Below are 24,113 nucleotides of genomic sequence, written 5' to 3' on the forward strand. Positions count from 1 at the left end.
AAATTCAGTAATAGCAGCGGGATAATGAGAAAAATGGGCGATCTTAACCTAAAGTTGATATTTTTCTTGAACAGATTTTGTATAATGATAAAATAATTTTTCCTATCAAAGAAAAATTAGGGGCTTTTGTTAACATACTGTTCTATACAGTCGCCCGAATTCAATGACTATCTGCTGCCTAAATCCCGATTGTTCACATTCTCTCAATGATGATTTAAATAAGGTTTGTGTTAACTGTAATACAGCTTTATTCCCCTTATTACGAAATAGATTTCGAGTTATCCGGGTGCTTTCACAAGAGGGCGGATTTGGTAAAACTTATTTAGCCCAAGATTCTGATAAACTCAACGAACAGTGCGTTATCAAGCAATTAGCACCTAGAATTGAAGGAAACTGGGCGTTAAAGAAAGCTGTAGAGTTGTTTGAGAAAGAAGCGCAACGACTGCAAGAGTTGGGAGAACATCCCCAAATTCCCAAACTTATAGCTTACTTTGAACAAGACAGTTGTTTATATTTAGTTCAGCAATTTATCGACGGACAAAATTTACTGGAAGAATTAGAATCGCGACGCGAAAATGATACTTGGCTGCGTTGTTATAGTGAAACCGAAATTAGAGAATTCCTGTTAAATTTATTACCCGTTCTTCAATTTATCCATGAATGTGGAGTGGTTCACCGAGATATTAAACCGCAAAATATTATTCGTCGCAGTTCTCCGAAAGATTTGCTCGGAGATTTGGTTTTAATAGATTTTGGTTCTTCCAAACAGTTACAGCCAAAACTGAAGTTAAAAGCAGGAACCTCAATCGGTTCTCACGGTTATTCGGCAATAGAGCAGATTCGGGACGGGTTAGCTTATCCTGCTAGCGATTTGTTCAGCGTCGGGGCTACAAGTTTCCATTTAATTACTGGTATTTCACCTTTTCAATTATGGGCCGAACATGGTTACGGCTGGATGAGTAGTTGGGAAAAATATTTAAACTACCCAGTTAGCGATGAATTTGGCAATATTCTCGATAAATTATTAAAAAAAGAGATCGAACAGCGTTACCAATCGGCTGCGGAAGTAATTGCAGATTTGGAGCAACCGCAAAATTACCCTGTATTTTTACCACCTTTAATATCTGCTTCCGAGCAATTTATACCGCCAACCGAAATCCCGGCAAAACCTATATATCCGAACTTAAAAAAGTTAAAAAGTGTATTGATGGCGATCGCAGCTATTACCATGTTCTTAACTGGGGAATTTTGGTATTGGAAAACCCGCGAAGCACAAAGGAGCAATCCCGATAGTATTGCTCAACCAAACGTTCAGCTATCGAAAACCGAAGAAACGAATCAATCATTAGGACAAGCAATAGCTGCTCAAACCCTTAACCTTAACTACGATTCAGTTTCATCCATTGCGATCGCTCCAGATAGCAAGACGATGGTCACAAACAGTATTTTCGGTGTAAAACTATGGAGCTTGGTCACAAAACAGGAAATATCTGTTTTTAACGACCACAGTTTAAAAATTAACGTCGTTGCGATCGACCCATATGGAACGAAATTTGTCAGCGCTGGTGACGATAAAATCATCAAAATATGGAATTTGGCTACAGGACAAGAAATTCGGACGCTAAGCGGACATACTTCGGAAATTCACGCTTTAGCTTTCAGTCCTGATGGTAAAATACTTGCTTCTGGAAGCGATGACAACAGCATTAAATTATGGAATGTCAGCACCGGGGAAGAAATTGCCAGGTTTGAGGGTCGCGATCGCATTAGTTCTCTGGCTTTTGACTCAGTAGGAAAAATACTGGCAAGCGGTAGTAGTGACGGTAGGATCAAAATTTGGGACATCGTAACTCAAAAGCTGTTACGCACTTTATCGAATAGTTCAAGCAAAGTTTATTCAGTTAACTTCGTCGAAAAATCCGGAAGAACTAATAATAACTCAGTAATTGGTAGTTACAATAACATCATACGTATGTGGAATCCTCTTACTGGGGAGATAATACGTACTTTTAGAGGACATTCTCGATTGGTGACATCTACTGCTGTAAGTCCTCGGAGCAATCTTCTTGCTTCGGGTAGTAGCGACCAAACAATCAAACTGTGGAATTTACACACCGGAGAACTTTTGGCTACCTTAAGAGGGCATTCTGCTACAGTAGAATCTTTGGCTTTTAACAGGGAAGGAAATATTTTAATTAGTTCCGCTCAAGATAGAACTATTAAAATTTGGCAAATACCGATTTTTTAGCCGTGAAGAAAATTAGACATCATAAAGCTAATATAAAATACTTGTAAAGAATGTGTCCGAAGCTAGAAAATTTCTCCGAGATCTTATTGAATTGATCTTCTACCGATAAATTATCTCATTAGAAGATTACCGGGCTTGAGGGAGCATAAAGCATACGCATTGACAGAAAATACAAAATATGAATGTGGCAAAAACACATCCATCGTAGGGGTTTAGCAGTGCTAAACCCCTACGCATGACTCCAGAATTTATTAAGTTTATAAAAAATGACCAATTATATATTGAAAATCTTAACAAGTTCGGCAGTAATAATTTTAGCCTTTGTCAGAATTTGGAGTTGGCAATCTTCTCCTGCTGTTAGCAGTATATCTTCCGATGTGGATCGTGTATCTACTCCGTGGCAAAACAATTCTCTAGGTTTTACATTAACGGGAAATTCCGATTCAGTTGGAGCGATCGCCATTAGTCCGCATCCAGTTGAAGGAAGTCAAATAAAGGTGATGGCTTCGATTGACGGGGATAAAACGATTAAGTTGTGGGATTTAGAAACAAGACAGCCAATCCGCATCCTTAAAGGACATTCTGACTCAGTTAATGCGATCGCTTTTAGTCCAGATGGAAAAATCCTGGCTTCTGCTGGTGATGACAAAATGATTCGATTGTGGAATGTGGCAACGGGGGAGAAAATCCGCACTCTTAAAGGACATTCAGCCTCCGTTGTGTCAATTGCTTTTAGCCCGGATGGTAACTTTATAGTTAGTACCAGTTGGGATCAAAAAATCAATTTGTGGAATGCAGCTACAGGAACCAATATTCGCAGTCTTCAAGGTAATTGTGATGTCGTAAATGTAGTCGCAATTAGCCCCGATGGTCAGACTTTTGCTACAGGAAATCATTTTGAAGGTACGATTCAGCTATGGAATTTAGCCACGGGAACCAAAACCAAATATTTAACGGGTCATTTGGACGCAGTTAGTTCTTTAGCATTCAGTCCCGATGGTGAAACTCTTGCCAGTGGTAGTTGGGATAAAACTATCAAGTTATGGAATTTAAAAACTGGAAGCGTGCTGCGTACCTTAAACGGACATTCTCAAAAAATTTGGTCAGTTGCATTTAGTCCCGACGGTAAAACTCTTGCGAGCGGTAGTTGGGATAAAACTATTAAGCTATGGAGTGCAAAAACCGGAAAACGCATCAGCACCCTTAGAGGACATTCCCAAAGAATTTGGTCTGTAGCATTTAGTCCGGATGGTAAAAGTCTTGTTAGCAGTAGTTTGGATAAAACTATCAAAATTTGGCAAGCGTTGTAGTAAAAACTAGATTACGAGCAAATAACATCAGACCAGTCTTGATTTCCTCGACCTGGTTGACACTTGTATTGTTGACCCACCCAAACAATTTCCCATCTATTTTGGTTAAGTTTCAATTCGATGCGGTATCGTATTCCTGCTAATGAATCATCAGCTAAACCGACTAAGGTTTGTACAATTACAGCGGTTTCTCCTCGAACATATGTAATTGAAATATCTTCATAACTTCTTCCATCTTCTTCTAAGCTACCAAATAATTGTGCAGCTACAGCTTTTGGATTAGTAGCTTTAATGCGGTTAGTAGCAATAAATTCTTTTACGTTAATTACTTGAAAATTCAAACGTGGGCTGTTCTCTTGCAGTGCTGCGTTTAATTTAGACCAAGTTTTTTCGCCTACAATCCCATCGGTAACTAATCGTTGTGTTGATTGAAAGTTGATCACAGCAAGCTTAGTTTTAGCTCCAAAAATACCGTCAATACTACCTGAATAAAAATTAAGTTTCTTCAAACCTTCTTGCAGCTTAGTAACTTCTGCACCAATCGATCCTTCTCTAAGCACAGTATAGATAGCGTTCATAGTTTATATCATGTTTTGTTGGTTCTGATATCTAACATCACTTTTTAATTTATCTATTCCGGACGCACAAATATAAAGAAATATTCAGAAGATAGTTCCAAGGAAAAAATAGACCATAGAATTCCTCCTACTTAGAACTCACGAAGCTTTTGTAGACTTGGATGGAAGTTTAATATTTCTAAAATCATAAAGATTTAGATTTATCAAATGTAACTTTTAATGGCTTAGATATTAATTCTTCTGAATTTTTAGAAATATCGAGAAAAGAACATTTTGGTAATGGAGAATCAAATAAATGAAGATTGAATTGATCCGATAAAGCTTCAAATACTTTAATTCCTCTAACACTATTACCTCTAGAGTCAATTAAAGGGGAAAACACAGCAATACCAGCGCGATCGGGAATTACACCAATTATTCCCCCTGAAACTCCGCTTTTTGCCGGAATCCCGACTCGATAAGCCCATTCCCCAGCATAGTTGTACATTCCACAGGTATACATAACGCTTAAAATATCTCTAACGTAGCAAGGTTTTACGGCTTGTTTTTTTGCGATCGGATTAATACCTCGATTTGCCAAAGTTGCAGCCATCACCGCTAAATCGTGGCAATTAACAACCAAAGCACATTGTTGAAAATAGAAGTCAAGAATTTCTTCAATATTGTTTTCAATGATGTCAAAATTAAGCAGTAAATTGGCTAAAGCTCGATTGCGATGTCCGGTAGCTCGTTCGGACATAAATACCGGAGCGTCGATAAATACATCATGACCGATATAGCGACGAAACATATCTAGCATCCGATTCAGCTTTTCGGTAGCATTTGAACCTTTGATTAAACCAGCAGTAGCAATAGCACCAGCATTAACCATCGGGTTATCCGGACGTTTAGAGTTTTCATCCAAGCGAATTACTGAATTAAAGGGATCTCCAGTGGGTTCTACACCAATTTTTTCCAACAACGTTTCGCGATCGCAATCTTCTAAAGCCATACCGTAGACAAAAACTTTAGATATAGATTGGATGGTAAAATTTTGCAGGTGATCTCCAATTTCAAAAATCTCTCCTTCTTTAGTGACAATGGAGATTGCAAACCAGTTTGGATCGGCTTTAGTTAGTTCGGGAATATAGCTAGCCAAAGAACCTGAATTAAGATGGCGATATTCTTCATAAAGAAACTTAATAAACTCTGGAAAGTCAGACATTACATATTTTACTTAGTTGACATGAACTAAATTTTATCTTGACATATTCTTAAGTTATTTCGGAATAATTATCATTACTAATCGTTATGCTTGTAGTGAAGGCTAACTCAGACGACAATTAGATTATGAAAAAACGATATTTTTTAAAAACTGGAACAGCAATGCTGGGTGTAGCATGGTTATCGCCATATTTAGCAGGTATAACAGGTAAGTCAAAAGTTGTAGCAATTGCCTCTAATAAGTTTGAAATTACCAAAACAGAAGAACAGTGGCGCAAAATTTTAACACCTTCACAGTTTTACGTGTTGCGTAAACATGGAACTGAAAGCGCTCATACCAGTTCCCTCGATAAACAATATGCTAACGGTACTTACCTATGCGCTGGGTGTGACTTACCACTTTTTAAGTCTCAAACTAAATTTAATAGTGGTACTGGTTGGCCTTCTTTTTATGCTCCCATAAATGGAGCAATTGGTACATCAATAGATAAGTTATTTTTTATCAGCCGTGTTGAAGTTCATTGTCATCGCTGCGGCGGACATTTAGGTCATGTATTTAACGATGGTCCCAAACCAACTGGTAAACGCTACTGCATGAATGGGGTAGCGTTGAAATTTATCGAAAGTTGAATCAATTAATCTAATCAAGCCGAATTGGCTTTAACCTTCGGATGATGCGGCAATAAAGGGAGAGGAATATCCTACTCCCTACTCCTATTTAAGTACACAGCGCAGATTTAATCGGTAACTCGATCGCAAATTCAGCACCTCCACCAGGTTGAGAATTGCAATATAATTTACCAAAGTGTTTTTCAATAATTTTATAGCTAATTGACAATCCTAATCCCGTACCTTTACCAACTGGTTTAGTAGTAAAAAAGGGGTCAAATAGTTTATCTAAAATTTCTGGTGGAATCCCATTTCCATCATCTTTTATAGAGATTTTTACTCTTTCATCTATACACTCAGTTGTAATCTTAATTGTTTTAACATTATCTTCTTCAGAAGCAGGTTCTATTGATTGAACTTCATCAATAGCATTTGCTAGCAAGTTCATAAATACTTGATTAAGTTGCCCAGCATAGCATTCAACTAAAGGTAATTCGCCATATTCTTTGACAATATTAATCGCAACTTTGGAAGCATCAGTTTTAAGTCGATGCTGCAAAATTAATAGCGTACCTTCAATACCATCGTGAATATCTACAGATTTCATTTCTGCTTCATCTAAACGCGAGAAGTTACGTAATGATAAAACAATTGACTGAATGCGTTTAGTTCCGATAGATAAAGACGAACAGAGTTTTGGTAAATCCTCCGCAATATATTCAACGTCAGTTTCTTCAAGCAATGTTTTCATTTCTGTCGGAGGTTCGGGACAGTATTCCTGGTAGCTACTTAATACTCGCAAAATATTGTCAGTGTATTCCTTAAGGTGAGATAAATTAGCGTGAATAAAATTAACTGGGTTATTGATTTCGTGAGCAATTCCGGCTACCAATTGTCCCAAACTCGACATTTTTTCGGTTTGGATCAGCTGAGTTTGAGTTTCTTGCAAATTAATCAAGGTTTTAGATAGTTGTTCGCTTTTTTCACGGTTATGAGTAAGTAAAGAAGCGTGCTGCATGGCAACTCCTAACTGTGCTGCAATTTGACTAACAAACTCAACTTCGGAATTTTCCCAGTATCGTGATGCTTGATGTTGATATACTCCCAGAATACCCCAAAGACTTTGCTCGAAAAAAATAGGTACTGTGATAAAAGCTTTGATATGAAACTGCTCGTATATATCAAGATGACATTGAGAAAAATCTTCTTGAGAAATATCATTTACGACCAAAACTTCACCTTGACGATATCTACCACCTTGGGTTTCTTGCAGGTAAGTATCATCCCAAACTGTATTCACACCTAAATTACCAACATCGAGCCATCGGGGAGTGACACATTCAAAATCAGCTACAAATTCACCACCCCAATCCGAATTAAACCGATAAACCGAAACGCGATCGCTATCTAATACTTGAGTCAGTTCTTTGGTAGTAATTCGGAAAATTTCTTCAATATCAAGAGAATCGCGGATTTTTGCCACAATACTCGCAAGGGCTTTTTGTCGGGAAATAAAGTTTTCTAATTCTAGATTGGAAAGCTCTAACTGTTGAGTCTTTTGTTGTAGTTGCTCAGTTCTTTCTTGTACCTGCTGCTCTAAGTTGGCGTTTAAAGCTTGTACTTGCTGATACAGTCTATACTGCTTAATAGCTGTAGAAAACCGTTCGCTGAGTGCTTGAGCATACTTAATTTCCTCTTCCGTCCAAGCTTGAGCTTGTCCCTTTTTTTCCTGCTTCCACACCTCAAAGGATTGCCGAGCCATAAGTTGACGAGTATCGGGATTATGCCATCCCGACCATAATATCTCCGTATTTACTTCATCTCTAAAAATTGTTAAGCAACCAACAATATGACTTCCATAGTGCAACGGAATAATTAAAAGACCGCGAACTGAGGTAGATTCAAAAAACGGTGCTAATGTACGGAATAAAGGTTCACGGTAAATATCATCAATTGCCCATAGATTGGGATGATTATTAACTTCCTCTTTATAATTGCCCAAGTTATATACCGAACGCATCCACTGTACCGACCACGGTTTATAACCAGTACTATCGCAACCAGGTTCAATTACCGAATGTAGGAAATTCTTCCAAAGATAATTTTCTTCAACAACTCGATTTGGTTCTACATCTAAAAAATCTGGTTGATTTCCATAGGTATAAAGTTCCCTTGGTTGATTTTCATCCGCAAGTAAATAAAGCCTACCACCAGAACCATTAAAAGTTGCCACAGCTTCTTCAAGTGCTGCTTGCGATTTAACCGTAGGACTTGTATAAAGTAGCTCCGTAACCCGGTTGATATTTGCTTCCTGTTTGGCTTGCGATCGCACTTGGTTGAGCAAAATCGATTGTGCGATCGCAACTCCAACTTGATCTACAACAGCTTGAATAAACTGTAATTCCTCTTCAGTAACATTACGCGACTCGCTATGATGACAAGCTAGCAATCCCCAAAGTTGAGCCGAGGGATTCGAGGAAGAAAGCTGTTTTTTTCCGGTAGAAATTTCTTCCAAGACAATCGGTACTACTACGGAAGACTTAACCCCCATTGCAGTTAAATATTCTGCATGACAAGGATCTAACGGACGATAGCGAATATCGCTTTCTTGTTGAGTTTCACCCGTTTGCGGATGGTCTAAAGGACTAATACCGATTTGAGAATTAGTCACATCTACAACCGAACGTTGACGCGATCGCAAAAACAACTCGCGAGCGTAGGGAGGGATATCATCAGCGGGAAAATGCAGTCCTACTAAAGAAGGTAGCCGATAATTATTAATCGATTCAGCAATTACAACTCCACTACTGTCAGGATTAAACTGGTAAACTTTTACACGGTCAGTCCCCAAATAATCTCGGACTTCCGCCACCATCGTATTCAAAATTTCTTTTAATTCCAAAGACTGACGAATCCGATTAGCAATACGGTGTAATAAACCTTCCTGTGTCGTCCCTAATAACTGGTCTGGCAATTTACCCATCATTATAATTTAATCAAAAATTTAAAATCTTATTAATATGGTTCCCCTTTTTGATGTGTAAATTTCCATGCAATTTTAAAGATGCGCCAAATTGAGCAACGCGAAGGTGGGCTTTGTTTGTGTAGCCCCACCATAGCCAGAGTGAGGGCGAATTTGGCGCAGTCTCATACAGAATTGGTATTAGGAATTAGGAATTGTAAATTCGACCTTAATAACTGGTCACTGTTCACTGCTCACTGTCTTCGAGAATATGTTTGATGTTCGATGGTACGTCTAGAAGGTTTAGGATTTGTCAAAGTTTTCCATGCGGCTTTTACACCAACAAAAACACTGCGCGTACCGGACTGCACATTTTGTGCTTGTTTTTTCGCACTATTAAGACTTTGATCGACTTGCTGAGCGACTCCAGAAGCACTTTTAATCCCGTCACTCACATCATCAGTTAAATCGGTAATTTCCAAACCAGTCAAGCGGATAGCTTCTAAAGTCGGTGGTAACTCTCGCGAAAGAGTGTCAAATAACTTTTCAGCACTGCGAGCAGCAGAAGCTACCTCCTGCAAAGCTGGAATAGCAGCTACCAACAAAGCAGTTAAACTAACAGCAACTAATAAAATAGATAATCCCAGCCAAAATAGAGGTTCACTCACATTAATATTGTTAAGTATGTCGGAGTTAAAAATTGTAGTTATGACAAGGAAGCAGTGAGTATGGTCTAATTTAGATTCTGTTACATAGTGGCGGTTTATTTTTACCGACCTAACTTAATTGTTCACAACAATTTGCACAAAGTTGAGGGTGAGTATAATTCGTAATACCCTTCCCTACGGGACACCTCCGGTGAACGTAATTCGTAATTAACTCCCCCTAAACACAAAGGGACTTCAAACCGATAAAATTTACTAGGTGAATCAGCTACAGAATTCAACTAATTATTTATATGTGGGGGTAGAGAATTGGAGTTATCCTGATTTTGCCGCTTCAATGCTTGATGTTCTCGTGCTGAAGCATCTACTCCTGCAAGAATAGCTTGCTGCAATCGCTCCAAAGTCTCATCCCAAGAACGCAAAGCATTCTCAGAAAGACGGTCGGCTTGAATTTGAGCGCTTGTTGATAAATCCTCTGCTAAGTCTGGTAAAGCCGAAGCGGACTTTTTCAACAATCTACGTGTTTCGCGTCCAGTGCGAGGAGCCATCAGCAACCCAGTGAAGGCACCAATGGTAGCTCCTAGCATCAAACCACCAATAAAACTTCCACTACGATTATTAGACATTTTTCTTTTCTCTCCTTAAACCCATTTTAGGCGGGTTTGAACGGCTTGCAAGACTCTCAAAAATTTTACTATTTTCTTTATTATTGACAAGGTATCAATCGTTTTGGTTGCATTAGTCTGTGAAAAGAAACGGGGGACGAGGGGATGGGGGGACAAGAGTTAGGAGTTATGAGTTAGGAGTTTTGACCTTTAACCTTTGACCTTTAACCTTTAACCTTTAACCTTTGACCTTTAACCTTTGACCTTTGACCTTTAACCTTTGACCTTTAACCTTTGACCTTTGACCTTTAACCTTTGACCTTCTAAAGTTTTCTTCTCAAATATTTGGAAGTTAAATTGAGTCCGGGACGATTCCAGAGAATTTGTCTACCGAAAACAATCAGTGCCAAAATTTGCTTTATCTGTCGTAGTTTTACTTGTAAGCTTTGATTGCTCTGACGCAGATTATTTAAATTCTGTATACCTAAATAAATCGCTTCTGGTCTTCGATGCAGTAGTGCGTAGGAATTGCGATCGCAGTTTGTGAAAAATGCGGTTAATCGCACTAATTTTGGTCGTATTTTACACAGTTGCCAGGTACAAAAAAACAGTATCAGCGAAATTAAAATATTAATAACGACAATAATAGTTACCATTGTTTGTAACAAAATACGGTTGACAATAAGAATAACCATTTAGGGCTAATTTATCCTTTTTACTCTACCAAATTACCTGAATTTTTTTAGAGACGCGATATATCGCGTCTTCAGTTTTAGAGAGATATTTTCAACTACCTTGCATCTGGTTAAACTTAGTTCTAATTGTCTCTACCCGTTTGCGGTTAACACCTAAATCACTTTGTCCCAACCGAGAAGCCGAACGCACGTGAATAGTATTGCTACTGCTGTCTAAATAAAATTCTACATCATCCACAAAACCCATTAAAGCGCTTTTGAATTCTGCGTATAAATAATCTGACGATTCGTTGATTATCTTGGTTCTGTCTTCCGACTCGATCGCAGCTTTGAGGTCAGCTAAAGCTTTTTCTGATGTAGAACTATACTTCAGCGGTTGAATAAAGTGAGTCTCATCCGAACTTGGACTTTGAGAAGAAACGCAGTTTGGGGAGTTGGGACAAGCTGCTAATTTACCGTTGTTTACACCCAAGTTATCCGGTTTTGTTCCTGAAAATATCATTGATGATTTTTTGTTTAAAAGTAAAGTGGACTACTTTTTACTTTATTACGAACCATAGACATCAAAAACATTTATATCGATTTATTCAAAATCCTTTCACAACCAGGAATATATTGTTCCACACACATAAATCTTGTAGAGATCTCCGCACTGCTACACCAAACGATTTCCTAATTTAACGACACCGACTTGTAAAGGTTGAAATAGCGAAGAAACTTTGGAGTCTCCAAATTAGCTATTTCAAAAAACCCGAACAAATGAAATATACATTAAGTGAGAAAATTATACAATGAGTGATACCGTTTCAACATCAAAATGAATATTCGTCCTGAAACACCATCTGATACAAGTGCGATCGCGCTTGTTAATAAATTAGCTTTTGGTAGAGAAGAAGAAGCGCAACTTGTTGAACAAATTCGTAATTCTCAATACTATATTTCGGAACTTACATTAGTAGCAGAAATAAATAATTCTGTAGTTGCTCATATAATGTTTAGCTATATTAATTTAGTCGGTCAAGAAACATTTCAGGTTTTAGGTTTAGCACCTTTAGCAGTTCATCCAGATTTTCAAAAGCAAGGTATAGGTAGCGCATTAATAAATGTTGGGTTAAATAAAGCAAATGAATTAGGAGAAACTTTAATTGTTGTATTAGGTCATCCTGAATTTTATTCTCGTTTCGGGTTTAAAGCTTCGATTGATTTTGGAATAAAATCTCCATTTCCCGTACCCGAAGATGTTTTTATGGTGAAACCTTTAGCAAATTATCATCCAAGATATAAAGGTAGTGTAATTTATCCACCAAGTTTTCATAACATATAGATAGAGAATAAAAAAAAATTAGACGTTAAATCTATTGTATTTTATTTTACATTTAATCTTATATTATGCCGACAAAGTGTTTTTAAATTTAAAAAATATGTAAATATTTTATTGCTAAATAATTATTTATAAGCATAAATATTCGTTGACAAAATAGCGTCTTGTAGCTTTTAAACTTCAAAAGTTTGAAGAAATACACTAATTTTAATACAAACCTCAAAATTAAGTGTATACACGTATTTTATATACTTAATAATAATTATTGAAACTATATAATAAAAGAGAACCACAATTAACCAAATCTAATATGGCTACAGTTAAAAACTTCGACCGTAGCGTAATAGAAACTTATCTAACTAATAGAGGACTGCGATTTAACAGAGACGAAGACGGTGATTTTGTGGTGCAGTTACCATACCAAGAAGAATTAGGGTGTGAAGTCGTTTTAGTCTTTTGTGCTGAAGGTCCTCAAGAAGACGTTTATTCAGTCAGACTTATTTCTAGTAAACGTATTCCTAAAGATGAATGGGAACGTGTAATGTCTTTGTGTAATGACTGGAACAAAGAAAAACGTTTTCCTAAAGCGTTTCTTGATATCAGGATTACATCTGAAGCAACTCTCGCTATAGTAGCATTAGAACAACATTTGCATCTAAAACCTGGCGTACATCAAGAATTATTTGATGATTGGACTGATATTATGGTTTCCGGTGGATTCCAATTCTGGATGTGGGTACATCAACAACATGGTTTGTAAGTAAACTTATATTTTTTTGTAATTTAAATTGCTATTAACTGATGTTTGGTTAATAGCTTTTTTGTGTATTTAATTTTTTTTGTTAGCTTTAAAAGGAAAATAAAATTATCAATAACATTGAAAGAAAAGTCCGTTTATACTAATATTTATGCTATTTTTATATTATTTGAGTCTTCGTACTACTTATTTTATACTGAGTATAACAACTAATAATTCAGATTTTGTCAGATGCAGAGAAGAAAAGTTTTAATTGTAACTAAGACCTACCCTTCAATTAGTAGGAAGTACAAGGAAACGGTTTGTACAGCAGGGGTTTTGCTGGATGATTCTGAAAAGCCGATACAGTGGATTCGTATTTATCCTATTCGTTTTCGATCTTTAAATTTAGATAAACGTTATCCAAGATGGTCTATCATTAGTGCTGAGATAGAGAGAAATACAAAAGATTATAGAGAAGAAAGCTTTCGGATAAATGACTCTTCTATAGATATAGTGAGAAAAATTGATACTAAGAATAACTGGAGAGAACGGAAATCCTTAGTTTTACCATTAGAATTTAAATCTGTTAGTGAAATTATAAACAATGGTAAATCTCTCGGAATCATTAAACCTCAAAGTATTAAAAAATACTTTTATAGAACAACTAGCCGTGAGTGGAGTTCTAGACAACAAGCTATTCAAGACCAATTAGATTTATTTGAACCTTCAGTAGAGTTAGAAAAAATACCTTACCAATTTTGCTACGATTTTTTTGCTCAAGATGGAAAGCATCACAAATATTCTATAAATGATTGGGAAATAATGCAATTATATAGAAACTGTAGAAATAATTCAGAAAAGGTAACGCAAGATGAAAAAGAAATAAATGCTTTAGAGAAAGTAAGACAAAAATTAGAAGATGATTTTTTGAACAATAAGGATTTATACTTTATAGTAGGTAACTTAAAAAATCATAAAAACACTTTCATGATTATCGGTTTATTTTACCCACCGAAAGTAGAATTTGAGCAGTTGAGTCTTTTTAGTTAATTCAAAAAAATATAAAATGAACAATACAAAAATACATACAAGTAACTATATCCTGACTTTCGGATATGGAAATCGTAAAGATTATCAAGAATTTATCGAATATCTTGAGCAATACAAAGTTTCATGTGTAATTGATGTGAGAATTCGTCCTCGTGCTTGGAGTCGTAAATGGTACGGTGATGGGGTTGAAAAACTTTGTCTTTCCAAAGGAATTAGATATATTTCTAAATCAGCTTTAGGTAATACATCAGGTAATGCAAAATGGGAACCAGCAGATAAACAAGAGGCTCAAAGATCGTTACAAGAAGTTGCAGAAATAGCTTTTGATGGAACTGTTTTATTAATGTGTGCTGAAAAAGATTGGCAAAGATGTCATCGTACAGAAGTAGCGAATGAACTGGAAAAGTTAGTACATTTTCCGGTGCAACATTTACTGTAATTTGGCTTTCTCCTTAATTTCTCCTACTCCGCGCTCTCAGCGTCTCTGCGGTTTTATTTTTATATAATTGAACTTAATATCAAACAACTTCTGCCGAGATAACACCCGCTTTTTCCAGTACAGCCGCAACTCGTAAAATTGCCATTTCGTTATAAGGTGCAGCGATTAATTGCACTCCCAAAGGTAAACCATTCGCTTGCTGAATTGGAACTGATAAAACGGGTAAACCAATAAATGATAGCGGTTGAGTAAACAAGCCTAAATGCGGACGAACTAATATTTCTTCTCCATCTAAAAACATCGTTTCCTGTCCTATTTCCGGTGCTGAAATTGGTGTAGTTGGAGCAATAATTACATCGACATTTTGAAATATTTCTCGAACTTTTTGCTTATACCAACTTCTAAATCTTTGGGCTTGAATATACCAACTGCTAGGAATTAAAGCCCCCGCAATAAATCTATCTCTTGTCGCAAAATCAAAATCTTGGGGACGCGATTTTAATTTATCCAAGTGTAAATTTGCACCTTCAGATGCGGTAATTATGTATGCAGCAGCACGAGCGCGATGAGCTTCCGGAATGGAGACGTACTCAGTAACATTCAACGCATCGGCAACTTTTTGGACTGTTATTAACACTTCCGGTGCGGCTTTTTGAGTGAAATAGTCGTCCGCGATCGCAATCTTTAACCCATCAATATTTTGAGTCATTACCTGCAACGTATTTACACATGGACGTTTCGTACAAACACTGTCTTTTGCATCTTCACCCTGAAGCAAATCGAAGGCGATCGCAATGTCTCTTACCGAACGTGCAAATGGTCCAATATGGTCAAAACTGCTGGAAAATAGCACCACACCAGCCCGCGACAACCTACCATAAGTTGGTTTCAAACCGAAAACCCCGCACAAAGCCGCAGGTACGCGAATCGAACCGTTAGTATCCGAACCCAAAGTTAAAGGAACCAAACCAGCAGCTACAGCAGCAGCGGAACCTCCTGATGAACCACCAGCTACACGGTTTAAATCGTGAGGATTATGAGTAGCACCGTAATGAGAATTCTCGGTAACAAAACCGTATGCGTACTCATCCATATTCAACGCTCCTACAAGTATTGCACCGGCGTTTTTCAACTTAGTCACAGCCGTTGCATCTTGAGTCGCTGGGGGATTTTCAGCATTAATTTTTGAGCCAGCAAGAGTTGTTAAACCAGCGATATCATAAAGGTTTTTGACAGCAAAAGGTACCCCAGCCAACAAACCGGGATTATTACCTTGAGCAATTTCGCGATCAATTTGCGCTGCATCATTTAAAGCAGTTTCCGCAGTTACGGTAGTAAAACAGTTTAATTGCTTATCCCGCGCCGCAATTCTATCTAAAGTAGTATTGACAACATCAACCGCAGTGATTTCACCTTGCTGTACCGCAGTTGCGATCGCGATCGCATCGGCTTTTAAATTCATAGTTCAAATTATGGTTCAAAGATTGGTGCTGCTTCCACATTTTCCGGCAAAGGAAACTCATTTACAAGCTTTGCGATAGTTTGAATTCTCTCAAAATTCGCTACCACACCATCGCGGTATTCGTCAGGTAGTTGTAAATCCAATAATAACGCCATTTGATCCACATATTCCCCTGCATTAAATTTCTGGTTTTTCATATAGGATTCTGTTTTGATTTTTGAATAACTCGTAGGGAGGATGATTAAGAGAATGAATTGGTAGTTTACTTACTACTCATTCCTAACTCCTAACTCCCTATTCCAACCTGCTTCAAAATAGTCATCGGTTTATAATCCTTCAATATCTGCATTTGCTGCTCATTTCTTACTAACAAAGTACCAGCAAACCCTAACGAATTAACAGAAATAGACTCAAAAACTTCTTGAGATCGCGGTACAATAAACATCCATTCTCTAGTTACTAAAAGATTATAAGCTATAGAATTATTTTGCATATTTTCACTGAACAAATTAACAGCTTTAAGCAATTTATAATAAATTTGAAGAGTAATTTGAGCAGCATCATTTGGATTGATTAAATCGGCATCAAAACGACAAAAACCGTGAACAAAAGGTAAATCTGGAACCCTTCCTACATCACCATCAAATACAGCAGATGAGAATAAAGCTGCAATGGGAACGGATTCTTTTTGAGTCGGTACGAGTGGAGTCGGAACAAGTTGTAAATGCTTATGTCGTTGAGAAGCACCAGCAATTTTTCCACCGTTATAAAACACTAAACCATCAATTTCCGCCAAACAAGCCCACATTGCTTGAAAATCTTGATAATTAAGTAAACTATCTTGTTCCTCAAATTCACGAGTCACAATTAACAGATGATGATCCACAACATTAAATTTATTCAACAAACATAAATGTGTCGGGGAAATACCCGCAACAAATAAATCTTCCTCATAAGGAAGAAATGGATTGAAATCATGACCTTTTTTAGCAGCTTTATCCTGCTTCTTTTTCGCTTCGTCTTTGCGGCTTAAATTAGATAGAGTACGTACTAAAAAATTCACTCCATTTTCTTCTACAAATTCATAATCGGTAGATATTGACTGTAAAGCACCACATTCCAGCCCGTGTTGAGTTTGTTCTTTAAGCCTTGTCCACAGAGTACCAGGTGTTAATAATATTTCTTGGTTAACCGATCGAGTGTCTGTCATATTTTTATTAATCAAAGAATATATAAAACCTCTAACTTTACCGGAATCATCTATAATTTTACTGTTTTACCTTATTACCCAAGCAATAATAAACTTTAAAGCAATGAAAAATCAACTATTAATACCTGGTGGAATTTTAATTGCACTGCTATATCTAACAGGTTGCGGAGAAAACAATTCAAATTCTGCGACTATATCTCCTGTTGAAACATCAAATCCAAGTGTTACATCAACTCCAATAACTACAGATCCAGTTTCTCAAATATCTCCAACTCAGATAGCTCCCGGTACCTACTGCTATACGACAAAAACAGAAACTCTTGATGCAGATGCAGAAATAACTATCAACCCAACAAATCAAGTCAACGGAACTGTTAATGCAACAATTCAGAACAAAGCTGAAGGTTACTATAGCTCTTACAATCAAACATTGAAAGGAACCTTACAAGGAGAGAAAGCAAAGCTTGATATCGTGACAAAAATTGAATTGGATACTCAAAAAGCCCAAGAAACCTGGACAATTACAGAATCAACTTTAAAGAGCGATCAAGAAACTTTTAATAGAGTTGATTGTGCAACTTTAGGAAAGGATGATTCTGCTATTAAACCAGTAAGAATAAAATTTGATCGAGGTGCTACTTCCAGAACCATTAAAAATTCCGTCGTTAGAGGAACCCGCGATACTTATTTAATTGGTGCAAACAAAGGACAGCAGATGAATTTGAAAATCACCTCTTTAGAAAATAACGCCGTATTTGATGTGGTTTCTCCTGATAGTAAAACTTTACAGCAAGAAGCAACAAATTGGAGTACCAAACTTCCAGCGAATGGAGATTATCAAGTTGTAGTGGGTGGAACTCGCGGCAATGCTAGTTATGAGTTGACTGTAGAAATTAAGTAACGCACCCTATTATTTTATAATATTTCATCACCAGGGAATGAAATTCCCTGGCTAATAGCCAAAGCCCTCTTAAGAGGACTAATAGAATATCATGTAAAAGGCAAAAAAACGCCCTGTCAAGAGCGCGTAATTAATAAAAATGAATGCAACAGATAGATTTTGGAAACTATTGAGATAAAAGCCTTTTACAATCCAAAATCTAAAATCTAAAATCGGATCGCTTTTCTCGAATCGATTCGTAAATCCCTAAGTAATCACTCGCTGGATGATTCCACGAGTAGTCATACTCCATACCTTGCTTAATCAGCATCCGATATTCGTCTTTCTCGTTGTGCCACAGCCATAAAGCCCGCTCCATTGCAAACTCGATCGCATGATTGTCAGTATTGTTAAACACGTAACCGTTGCGTTTTTCGGGCGGTTTATTTGAGTCGTAATCCCTATCAAACACGGTATTAACTAACCCACCAACTGCCCGCACAATCGGTACTGTGCCATATTTCAAACCAATCATCTGCGTAAGTCCACAGGGTTCGTAATCGCTCGGAACCACAATCATGTCTGCCCCTGCATAGATCAAATGAGCTAATTCTTCGTTAAAACCAAGTTCTAAATGAACATCGGGATTATCGTTTAAGAAATTTTTCTCATGCTGAAATAGAGCATTAATATCAGCACCCGTTGCGGAACCTAACAACACATACTGTGCGTCTTTATACAGCGCATGGTAAATCGAATGGTGTACTAATCGAACGCCCTTTTGAGCATCCAATCGACCAATATAAGCCACAATTGGTTTATCAACTTCTTGCAGCAGAAGCCTTTCCCGTAGAGCTTTTTTATTTTTAGTTTTTGCGTCGATGTTATCTATGCTGTAATGTTCGGGAATATGGCGATCGGTTTCGGGATTCCAAAAGTGATTATCGATACCGTTAAGTATGCCGCGAAACTTGTCTTGATGCAAATGCAAAGTATGACTTAAACCGCAACCGACATCTGTATGATGTGCTTCCCAAGCGTGATGGGGAGACACAGTAGTTACAGAATTGGAATAAACAATTCCTCCTTTCATCAAGTTGATCGCAAAAGGATTGAAATTATCCCGCAGTTTATCATATTGGAAGTAATAATCTTCGCGATTTAAACCTGTAGCTTGCAATATTTCCGCACCACCCATTCCTTGATGCTTAAAGTTGTGGATGGTATAGCAAACCCGTTGATTTCCCATTCCATGATATTTGTAAATCTCATACAGCATCACCGGGACTAAACCAGTTTGCCAGTCATGACAGTGGATAATATCAGGACGCTTGTTGCTTTGTAATAAAAATTCTAATGCTGCTCGACTGAAAAACGCAAAGCGCATATTGTCATCATCACAACCGTAATAGCAACCGCGATTAAAATAATTATCTTGCGAATGGGGTTCGATAAAGAAACAAACTCGTTCGTGTACCCAACCGCAGTACACCGAACAATGGACAGTTCCGTTATACCAGGGAACCCATAAGTCTTTGTAAGCATCATGAAGTCCCCAAATATGGTCGTACCGCATACAATCGTACTTAGGCAGAATTAACTCTACGCAATTCCCCCGGCTTTCTAATTCCGTACTAAGTCCATAAACAACATCCCCCAACCCCCCCGCTTTAATCACAGGAGCGCATTCCGAGGCAATCTGTACAATGTACATTCCTACTCCTTGCTTAACCCGCTTAACAAAAATTCACTGTATGATGTTTTCAATCAAAACAGAAAATTTACTTGACTAGCAAGATAGGACAAAAAACTTTAATTAGCATCCCCCCAACATCCTCAAAAGTACAATCTAGAGGTAGAGGCATCAATTTTGTATAGCCCTCTACTATAGCCAAGTAACCTCGTGTCACGCATCTATCTGCAAGATTAACTTAAAAAAAATGTCCGCAATTATCTTATATCTAAAGAAATATGCCTTAAGATAGGTAATAAGACAAATTAATCGATTCTGTTTAGCTCACACTATTTATCTTTAACTTGCATGGAGACTAAGCTTCAAGAACTAATTGGTCAACAAAATGTTTGGCTATTGGTTAAAACCAGTAACGGTTGGCTAAAGAATGTAGATATTTTGGATGTTGATTCAGATACTGTTACCTTCCGTTACGAATCGGAATCAGACGTAGATAAAAAAATTTGGGAAAAGACAACTAGAATTGACAACATAGCAGAAATAGAAATTCGTCTAATGGCAATGCCAAAAGACAACAAAAAAATACAAGACTTACGACAAAAGTTTTCTAAGCTACTAGAACAGGAAATTCCCGAATCGCAAGAATAAATCCGAATATTTAACAACCATAATTTGTAGGTTAGGTTAGACACGTTAGCGTTCACGCGAAGCGTGCGGCGAGGGCGTGTCCGGAGGACATAGATCAATTTCGTTTGTAACGCGAATCTATCATAATCGTGTCGTAACCCAACATCACCATTTTGGGTAAATTCAAATATTTTGTAATATCCCAAATAAAATGTTGGGTTAGAGCGCTTTGTTTAACAACTTGTAAAATATCATGATTCTTCGTGCGCTCAACCCAACCTACGAACTACGAACTAACCTACGAATTACGAACTAAAAAAAATATTTTTGATTCCAGGTTTTATGGAAACAGCATCTCTACTAATAGGTAATTCCAAATAATCGCTTAATTCTTCAGCTAACCAATCTATCTCTGGTAAACTTAGATATTGGGGAAATAAGTTGATTCCTCCATACCATTTCCCATCGAGAAGAAAGGTTCCTAGTTCATAACTACGGGTTCCAGTCCAAATAATTAATCGAGATGGAATCTCTGGCTGTCCTTTTTTACTTTTATCTATAGTTCTACCGACAATTTCTAATTTACAAATATCGCTTTTTTGAATAAAACGTGGTCTATATTTTAAACCAAATAATTCGTAAGTTATTTGCATCTTCTCTTGATTAATCCCAAGACGAATACATCCAAATAAAGTAAATATAATTTGTAGCCATCCACTGAGAACCATAATCCAAACTAAAATAGGGATTATTAACAATAAAATCATCCCAAATGAGCCGACTGTTAACGCGGTTAAAAACAGAAGTTGAAAGGTCATTAGTAAGGACAATAATCCTAGCTTTAAACTAAAACCCGGTGGAGGAATTAATATTTCCAACTCATCTTTCCCCTTCGTGAATTCAACCTTGCTACCTTTGGGCTGACTCACAACTAACTTAGAATCTACCAACGTCGGATTTTCCAATTCTTCCAAAGCAACTTCCGCAGAAGATGGACGATTTTTCAAAGTAGGTTGTGTCATCCATTTAAGCCAATTGATAAAATCAGAACTTAAATTAACCGATTCCTCAAATTGAATTATCATGTCATTCCCTAACAAATCGGCGGGATGACTACCAGTAACTAAATAAATCAAAGTCGCACCCAAACTATATAAATCCGAAGCTGGTACACTACGTCCGCCAAACTGTTCTTGAGCCATATAACCGTAAGTACCTACCACAGTCATGGTTCCACCTTGTTGCTGTGCTGTAGTCTTCACCGCCCCAAAATCGACCAAATAAAGATTACCAAGATGATTCCCAGAGCGATTTCCTAATAAAATATTGCTGGGTTTGATGTCGCGATGAATAACGGCAGGTTGTCTGGAGTGCAGATAGATTAATACTTCCAATAAAGCTTTGCCAATTTGCTTAACTTCTATTTCGCTAAAAGTACGTCCCGCTTGCAAATGTTCTTCCAAAGACTGAGCCGGGATGTATGTTTGTACTAAACCGAAGCCTTTGGAATTAGGTAAATCAACCTTAAATGAATCTATATAGTTGGGAATTGCAGGATGTGAAAGTTGTTCGAGAATTTGCGCTTCCCTTTCAAATAACTTTAAATCTTGCCAATCAAATTCAATATCGAAGTTAAGCAGTTTGACAACTACTAAATCTTGAGTTTTTAAATCTTTTGCTAACAAAGTTTTTCGTCCAGGATTTTTACCTAGTTGTCGCTGAATTTCGTATTTTTCTTGTAATATTTGGTTTGTCATTATTTTTATTTTTATTTTTTTTACTCGTAGGTTGGGTTAGACACGATTGAAAAATTTAATTTGTAACGCGAATATATGATTCGTGTCGTAACCCAACACCAGCACCTTGGTTAAATTGAGACATTTAGGAATACTCATAATAAAGATGTTGGGTTACGGTGCCAATACTAATTACTTGTTAAATATCATAATTTTTCATGCACCGTGAAGCCAACCTACAAACTAGATATTTTCAGTATCCCAACATTTATTAAAATTAATCTGGGTAAAATTGCGGAAAACTATTTCATCAGCGAGAATGTAGGCAAAAACCCCCAAAGGACAAATGAAATCTAACCTTTTACAATCCCGTCGCCAATTTTTACTGAGTAGCGCGATCGCAACTTCTGCAATCATTACTAAAAATGTACTTCCCCAAGTCAGCTTTGCCCAGGCACCAGGTATTATTACATCTGACAAAATGCGTCCAAAAATACCCTACGGTGTAGCTAGCGGCGATGTGAATGCTAATAGCGCGGTAATTTGGAGCCGCACCGATAAACCAGGAAGGATGATTGTTGATTATGCCACCAATGAATCTTTCAAAAATGCCCAACGAGTTATCGGTCCTGCGGCTTTGGAAGTTAGCGATTTTACAGCGCGAGTTAATCTAAATAATCTACCAAGCGGCGAACAAGTTTTTTACCGCGTTACTTTCCAAGATTTAGCAGATATCAATACTTACAGCGCTCCTTCTATCGGAAGTTTACGAACTCCCACCCAAAACGGCGATATCTATTTTGCTTGGTCTGGAGATACTGCTGGACAAGGTTGGGGTATCAATACTGACTTTGGTGGCATGAAAATCTACGAGACAATTCGGCAAATCAAACCCGATTTTTTTATTCATTCTGGTGATTATATCTATGCCGATAGTCCTATTGAGAGTACGGTGAAGCTGGATGACGGCAGTATTTGGCAGAATATTGTCACCCCGGAAAAGTCCAAGGTTGCGGAAACTTTACAGGAATTTCGCGGCAACTATATTTATAATTTGCTGGATGAGAATGTCAAGCGCTTTAATGCTGAAGTTCCGCAATTGGTGCAATGGGACGACCACGAAACTGTGAATAACTGGTATCCCGGCGAAATTCTAGAAGACGATCGCTACAAAGTAAAAAGCGTCTCTCTATTAGCAGCCAGAGCTAAACAAGCCTTCATGGAGTATACACCCATCCGCTTTAACTCCAATGACCCAGAGCAAATTTACCGCTCGTATAAATACGGGTCTAATTTAGAAGTTTTTATGTTAGACGAACGCAGCTACCGAGGAGCAAATACACCCAACCGTCAGCAACAAGTAAGTGCAGAAACGGCGTTTTTGGGCAATTATCAACTGCACTGGTTAAAAAATCAGTTATTAAATTCAAGCGCAACTTGGAAAGTTATTGCGTCCGATATGCCTATTGGATTATTAGTTAAAGATGGTGAAACCAATTTTGAAAATGCATCAAATGGTGATGGTGTACCGTTGGGTCGAGAATTGGAGATTGCGGATTTATTGCGTTTTATTAAACAGAAAAATATCCGCAATGTGGTTTATTTAACCGCTGACGTACATTATGCAGCAGCCCATTATTACGACCCCAATAAGGCACAGTTTACCGAATTTAACCCGTTTTGGGAGTTTGTTGCCGGTCCTTTGAATTCCGGCACCTTCGGACCCAATCAGCTAGATAATACTTTTGGTCCGCAAGTCAAGTTTCAAAGCGTAGACTCGACAATGAAACCAAATAGGTCTCCAAAAGATGGTTTGCAGTTTTTTGGTACGGTAAAAATCAATTCTCAAACCAGAGCTATGACCGTTGGACTACACAATATTGAGGGAAAAACCCTCTACAGCGTAGAAATACCGGCTGCGTAACTTATAAATCGTGATTCGTAATTATGATTGGATTCAATTTTGGATTTTAAGCTATGACATGGATTTTGGATTACAGCTGTTAAATGAAGCACAAAAATGAATTTTAATATTTAGTGGGCATCTTTACCCGTCCAATTGCACTTAATTAAGATGAAAT

Annotated in this window: 22 protein-coding genes; 10 read left to right on the top strand and 12 right to left on the bottom strand. The window is 37.4% G+C overall.

Translation table 11 applies throughout. The annotated features are described in order from the left end of the window. Nucleotides 1–163 precede the first annotated feature (163 nt). Both VB797_RS26750 and VB797_RS26755 read left to right on the top strand, forming a co-directional pair. Nucleotides 164–2,248 carry a protein kinase domain-containing protein gene (locus VB797_RS26750; RefSeq protein WP_416350938.1) on the top strand — a complete coding sequence of 695 codons (2,085 nt, stop codon included), beginning with the start codon at nt 164–166 and terminating at the stop codon, nt 2,246–2,248. A 266-nt stretch (nt 2,249–2,514) separates the two neighbouring features. Further along, a complete protein-coding gene (locus tag VB797_RS26755; protein WP_323240803.1) occupies nt 2,515–3,558 on the top strand; it encodes a WD40 repeat domain-containing protein in 1,044 nt (347 codons plus the stop codon). Between the two features lie 11 nt (nt 3,559–3,569). On the opposite strand, the gene VB797_RS26760 is transcribed toward VB797_RS26755, so the two are convergent. Then, nucleotides 3,570–4,136 (bottom strand): peptidoglycan-binding domain-containing protein, encoded by a 567-nt coding sequence (locus tag VB797_RS26760; RefSeq protein ID WP_323240804.1) that lies wholly within the window; start codon nt 4,134–4,136, stop codon nt 3,570–3,572. 184 nt (nt 4,137–4,320) lie between these two features. Further along, the gene (gene glsA, locus VB797_RS26765; RefSeq protein ID WP_323240805.1) at nt 4,321–5,340 is read right to left on the bottom strand and encodes a glutaminase A; all 1,020 of its coding nucleotides are present in this window, start codon (nt 5,338–5,340) and stop codon (nt 4,321–4,323) included. 125 nt (nt 5,341–5,465) lie between these two features. Between glsA and msrB the strand changes: the two genes are divergently transcribed. After that, nucleotides 5,466–5,969 (top strand): peptide-methionine (R)-S-oxide reductase MsrB, encoded by a 504-nt coding sequence (gene msrB / locus VB797_RS26770; protein WP_323240806.1) that lies wholly within the window; start codon nt 5,466–5,468, stop codon nt 5,967–5,969. An 88-nt stretch (nt 5,970–6,057) separates the two neighbouring features. Here the strand turns inward: msrB and VB797_RS26775 are convergent, their stop codons facing one another. The 5 genes from VB797_RS26775 to VB797_RS26795 all read right to left on the bottom strand — a co-directional run bounded on the left by VB797_RS26775 (nt 6,058) and on the right by VB797_RS26795 (nt 11,377). Beyond that, complete coding sequence (locus VB797_RS26775) at nt 6,058–8,934, bottom strand: GAF domain-containing protein (protein WP_416350939.1); 2,877 nt, start codon at nt 8,932–8,934, stop codon at nt 6,058–6,060. A gap of 230 nt (nt 8,935–9,164) precedes the next feature. Next, nucleotides 9,165–9,578 (bottom strand): DUF948 domain-containing protein, encoded by a 414-nt coding sequence (locus VB797_RS26780; RefSeq protein WP_323240807.1) that lies wholly within the window; start codon nt 9,576–9,578, stop codon nt 9,165–9,167. Nucleotides 9,579–9,856: 278 nt separating this feature from the next. Further along, nucleotides 9,857–10,201: a YtxH domain-containing protein gene (locus VB797_RS26785; RefSeq protein WP_323240808.1), complete on the bottom strand. Its 345-nt coding sequence runs from the start codon at nt 10,199–10,201 to the stop codon at nt 9,857–9,859. Between the two features lie 302 nt (nt 10,202–10,503). Further along, nucleotides 10,504–10,875: a hypothetical protein gene (locus VB797_RS26790; protein ID WP_323240809.1), complete on the bottom strand. Its 372-nt coding sequence runs from the start codon at nt 10,873–10,875 to the stop codon at nt 10,504–10,506. A 91-nt stretch (nt 10,876–10,966) separates the two neighbouring features. Further along, nucleotides 10,967–11,377, bottom strand: a complete 411-nt coding sequence (locus VB797_RS26795) for a DUF1499 domain-containing protein (RefSeq protein ID WP_323240810.1) — start codon at nt 11,375–11,377, stop codon at nt 10,967–10,969. 315 nt (nt 11,378–11,692) lie between these two features. On the opposite strand from VB797_RS26795, the gene VB797_RS26800 reads away from it, so the two are divergent. The 4 genes from VB797_RS26800 to VB797_RS26815 all read left to right on the top strand — a co-directional run bounded on the left by VB797_RS26800 (nt 11,693) and on the right by VB797_RS26815 (nt 14,424). Continuing rightward, nucleotides 11,693–12,199, top strand: coding sequence for an N-acetyltransferase (locus tag VB797_RS26800; protein WP_323240811.1), 507 nt, complete (start codon nt 11,693–11,695; stop codon nt 12,197–12,199). Between the two features lie 307 nt (nt 12,200–12,506). Then, complete coding sequence (locus tag VB797_RS26805; RefSeq protein WP_323240812.1) at nt 12,507–12,956, top strand: YbjN domain-containing protein; 450 nt, start codon at nt 12,507–12,509, stop codon at nt 12,954–12,956. A gap of 228 nt (nt 12,957–13,184) precedes the next feature. Beyond that, entirely contained in the window at nt 13,185–13,985 is an 801-nt protein-coding gene (locus tag VB797_RS26810; RefSeq protein WP_323240813.1) for a hypothetical protein, read from the top strand. 16 nt (nt 13,986–14,001) lie between these two features. Then, nucleotides 14,002–14,424 (top strand): DUF488 domain-containing protein, encoded by a 423-nt coding sequence (locus VB797_RS26815; RefSeq protein WP_323240814.1) that lies wholly within the window; start codon nt 14,002–14,004, stop codon nt 14,422–14,424. 79 nt (nt 14,425–14,503) lie between these two features. Here VB797_RS26815 and VB797_RS26820 read toward each other — a convergent pair whose 3' ends face one another. The 3 genes from VB797_RS26820 to VB797_RS26830 form a co-directional block, all read right to left on the bottom strand. Then, on the bottom strand, nt 14,504–15,886 hold the full coding sequence (locus tag VB797_RS26820) for an AtzE family amidohydrolase (RefSeq protein ID WP_323240815.1): 1,383 nt from the start codon (nt 15,884–15,886) through the stop codon (nt 14,504–14,506). Nucleotides 15,887–15,894: 8 nt separating this feature from the next. After that, on the bottom strand, nt 15,895–16,083 hold the full coding sequence (locus VB797_RS26825; protein ID WP_323240816.1) for a DUF4089 domain-containing protein: 189 nt from the start codon (nt 16,081–16,083) through the stop codon (nt 15,895–15,897). A gap of 89 nt (nt 16,084–16,172) precedes the next feature. Further along, the gene (locus VB797_RS26830; protein WP_323240817.1) at nt 16,173–17,096 is read right to left on the bottom strand and encodes an ATP adenylyltransferase family protein; all 924 of its coding nucleotides are present in this window, start codon (nt 17,094–17,096) and stop codon (nt 16,173–16,175) included. Between VB797_RS26830 and VB797_RS26835 the strand changes: the two genes are divergently transcribed. Continuing rightward, a complete protein-coding gene (locus tag VB797_RS26835; RefSeq protein WP_323240818.1) occupies nt 17,086–17,997 on the top strand; it encodes a hypothetical protein in 912 nt (303 codons plus the stop codon). The genes VB797_RS26830 and VB797_RS26835 overlap by 11 nt on opposite strands. 199 nt (nt 17,998–18,196) lie before the next feature. Here the strand turns inward: VB797_RS26835 and glgA are convergent, their stop codons facing one another. Next, a complete protein-coding gene (glgA, locus tag VB797_RS26840) occupies nt 18,197–19,690 on the bottom strand; it encodes a glycogen synthase GlgA (protein WP_323240819.1) in 1,494 nt (497 codons plus the stop codon). A gap of 327 nt (nt 19,691–20,017) precedes the next feature. On the opposite strand from glgA, the gene VB797_RS26845 reads away from it, so the two are divergent. Next, nucleotides 20,018–20,317 (top strand): DUF6679 family protein, encoded by a 300-nt coding sequence (locus VB797_RS26845; RefSeq protein WP_323240820.1) that lies wholly within the window; start codon nt 20,018–20,020, stop codon nt 20,315–20,317. 284 nt (nt 20,318–20,601) lie between these two features. Here the strand turns inward: VB797_RS26845 and VB797_RS26850 are convergent, their stop codons facing one another. Then, nucleotides 20,602–22,053, bottom strand: coding sequence for a serine/threonine-protein kinase (locus tag VB797_RS26850; RefSeq protein WP_323240821.1), 1,452 nt, complete (start codon nt 22,051–22,053; stop codon nt 20,602–20,604). Between the two features lie 325 nt (nt 22,054–22,378). Here VB797_RS26850 and VB797_RS26855 point away from each other — a divergent pair, with 325 nt between their 5' ends. Then, nucleotides 22,379–23,956 (top strand): alkaline phosphatase D family protein, encoded by a 1,578-nt coding sequence (locus tag VB797_RS26855; protein ID WP_323240822.1) that lies wholly within the window; start codon nt 22,379–22,381, stop codon nt 23,954–23,956. Nucleotides 23,957–24,113 lie beyond the last annotated feature (157 nt).

Source organism: Rivularia sp. UHCC 0363 (assembly GCF_034931125.1).
Lineage (GTDB): Bacteria > Cyanobacteriota > Cyanobacteriia > Cyanobacteriales > Nostocaceae > Rivularia.

Coding starts and splice junctions, on each gene's coding strand:
- VB797_RS26750 (WP_416350938.1), top strand. CDS start 164: ATGACTATCTGCTGCCTAAATCCCGATTGTTCACATTCTCTCAATGAT.
- VB797_RS26755 (WP_323240803.1), top strand. CDS start 2,515: ATGACCAATTATATATTGAAAATCTTAACAAGTTCGGCAGTAATAATT.
- VB797_RS26760 (WP_323240804.1), bottom strand. CDS start 4,136: ATGAACGCTATCTATACTGTGCTTAGAGAAGGATCGATTGGTGCAGAA.
- glsA (WP_323240805.1), bottom strand. CDS start 5,340: ATGTCTGACTTTCCAGAGTTTATTAAGTTTCTTTATGAAGAATATCGC.
- msrB (WP_323240806.1), top strand. CDS start 5,466: ATGAAAAAACGATATTTTTTAAAAACTGGAACAGCAATGCTGGGTGTA.
- VB797_RS26775 (WP_416350939.1), bottom strand. CDS start 8,934: ATGATGGGTAAATTGCCAGACCAGTTATTAGGGACGACACAGGAAGGT.
- VB797_RS26785 (WP_323240808.1), bottom strand. CDS start 10,201: ATGTCTAATAATCGTAGTGGAAGTTTTATTGGTGGTTTGATGCTAGGA.
- VB797_RS26790 (WP_323240809.1), bottom strand. CDS start 10,875: ATGGTTATTCTTATTGTCAACCGTATTTTGTTACAAACAATGGTAACT.
- VB797_RS26795 (WP_323240810.1), bottom strand. CDS start 11,377: ATGATATTTTCAGGAACAAAACCGGATAACTTGGGTGTAAACAACGGT.
- VB797_RS26800 (WP_323240811.1), top strand. CDS start 11,693: ATGAATATTCGTCCTGAAACACCATCTGATACAAGTGCGATCGCGCTT.
- VB797_RS26805 (WP_323240812.1), top strand. CDS start 12,507: ATGGCTACAGTTAAAAACTTCGACCGTAGCGTAATAGAAACTTATCTA.
- VB797_RS26810 (WP_323240813.1), top strand. CDS start 13,185: ATGCAGAGAAGAAAAGTTTTAATTGTAACTAAGACCTACCCTTCAATT.
- VB797_RS26815 (WP_323240814.1), top strand. CDS start 14,002: ATGAACAATACAAAAATACATACAAGTAACTATATCCTGACTTTCGGA.
- VB797_RS26820 (WP_323240815.1), bottom strand. CDS start 15,886: ATGAATTTAAAAGCCGATGCGATCGCGATCGCAACTGCGGTACAGCAA.
- VB797_RS26825 (WP_323240816.1), bottom strand. CDS start 16,083: ATGAAAAACCAGAAATTTAATGCAGGGGAATATGTGGATCAAATGGCG.
- VB797_RS26830 (WP_323240817.1), bottom strand. CDS start 17,096: ATGACAGACACTCGATCGGTTAACCAAGAAATATTATTAACACCTGGT.
- glgA (WP_323240819.1), bottom strand. CDS start 19,690: ATGTACATTGTACAGATTGCCTCGGAATGCGCTCCTGTGATTAAAGCG.
- VB797_RS26845 (WP_323240820.1), top strand. CDS start 20,018: ATGGAGACTAAGCTTCAAGAACTAATTGGTCAACAAAATGTTTGGCTA.
- VB797_RS26850 (WP_323240821.1), bottom strand. CDS start 22,053: ATGACAAACCAAATATTACAAGAAAAATACGAAATTCAGCGACAACTA.
- VB797_RS26855 (WP_323240822.1), top strand. CDS start 22,379: ATGAAATCTAACCTTTTACAATCCCGTCGCCAATTTTTACTGAGTAGC.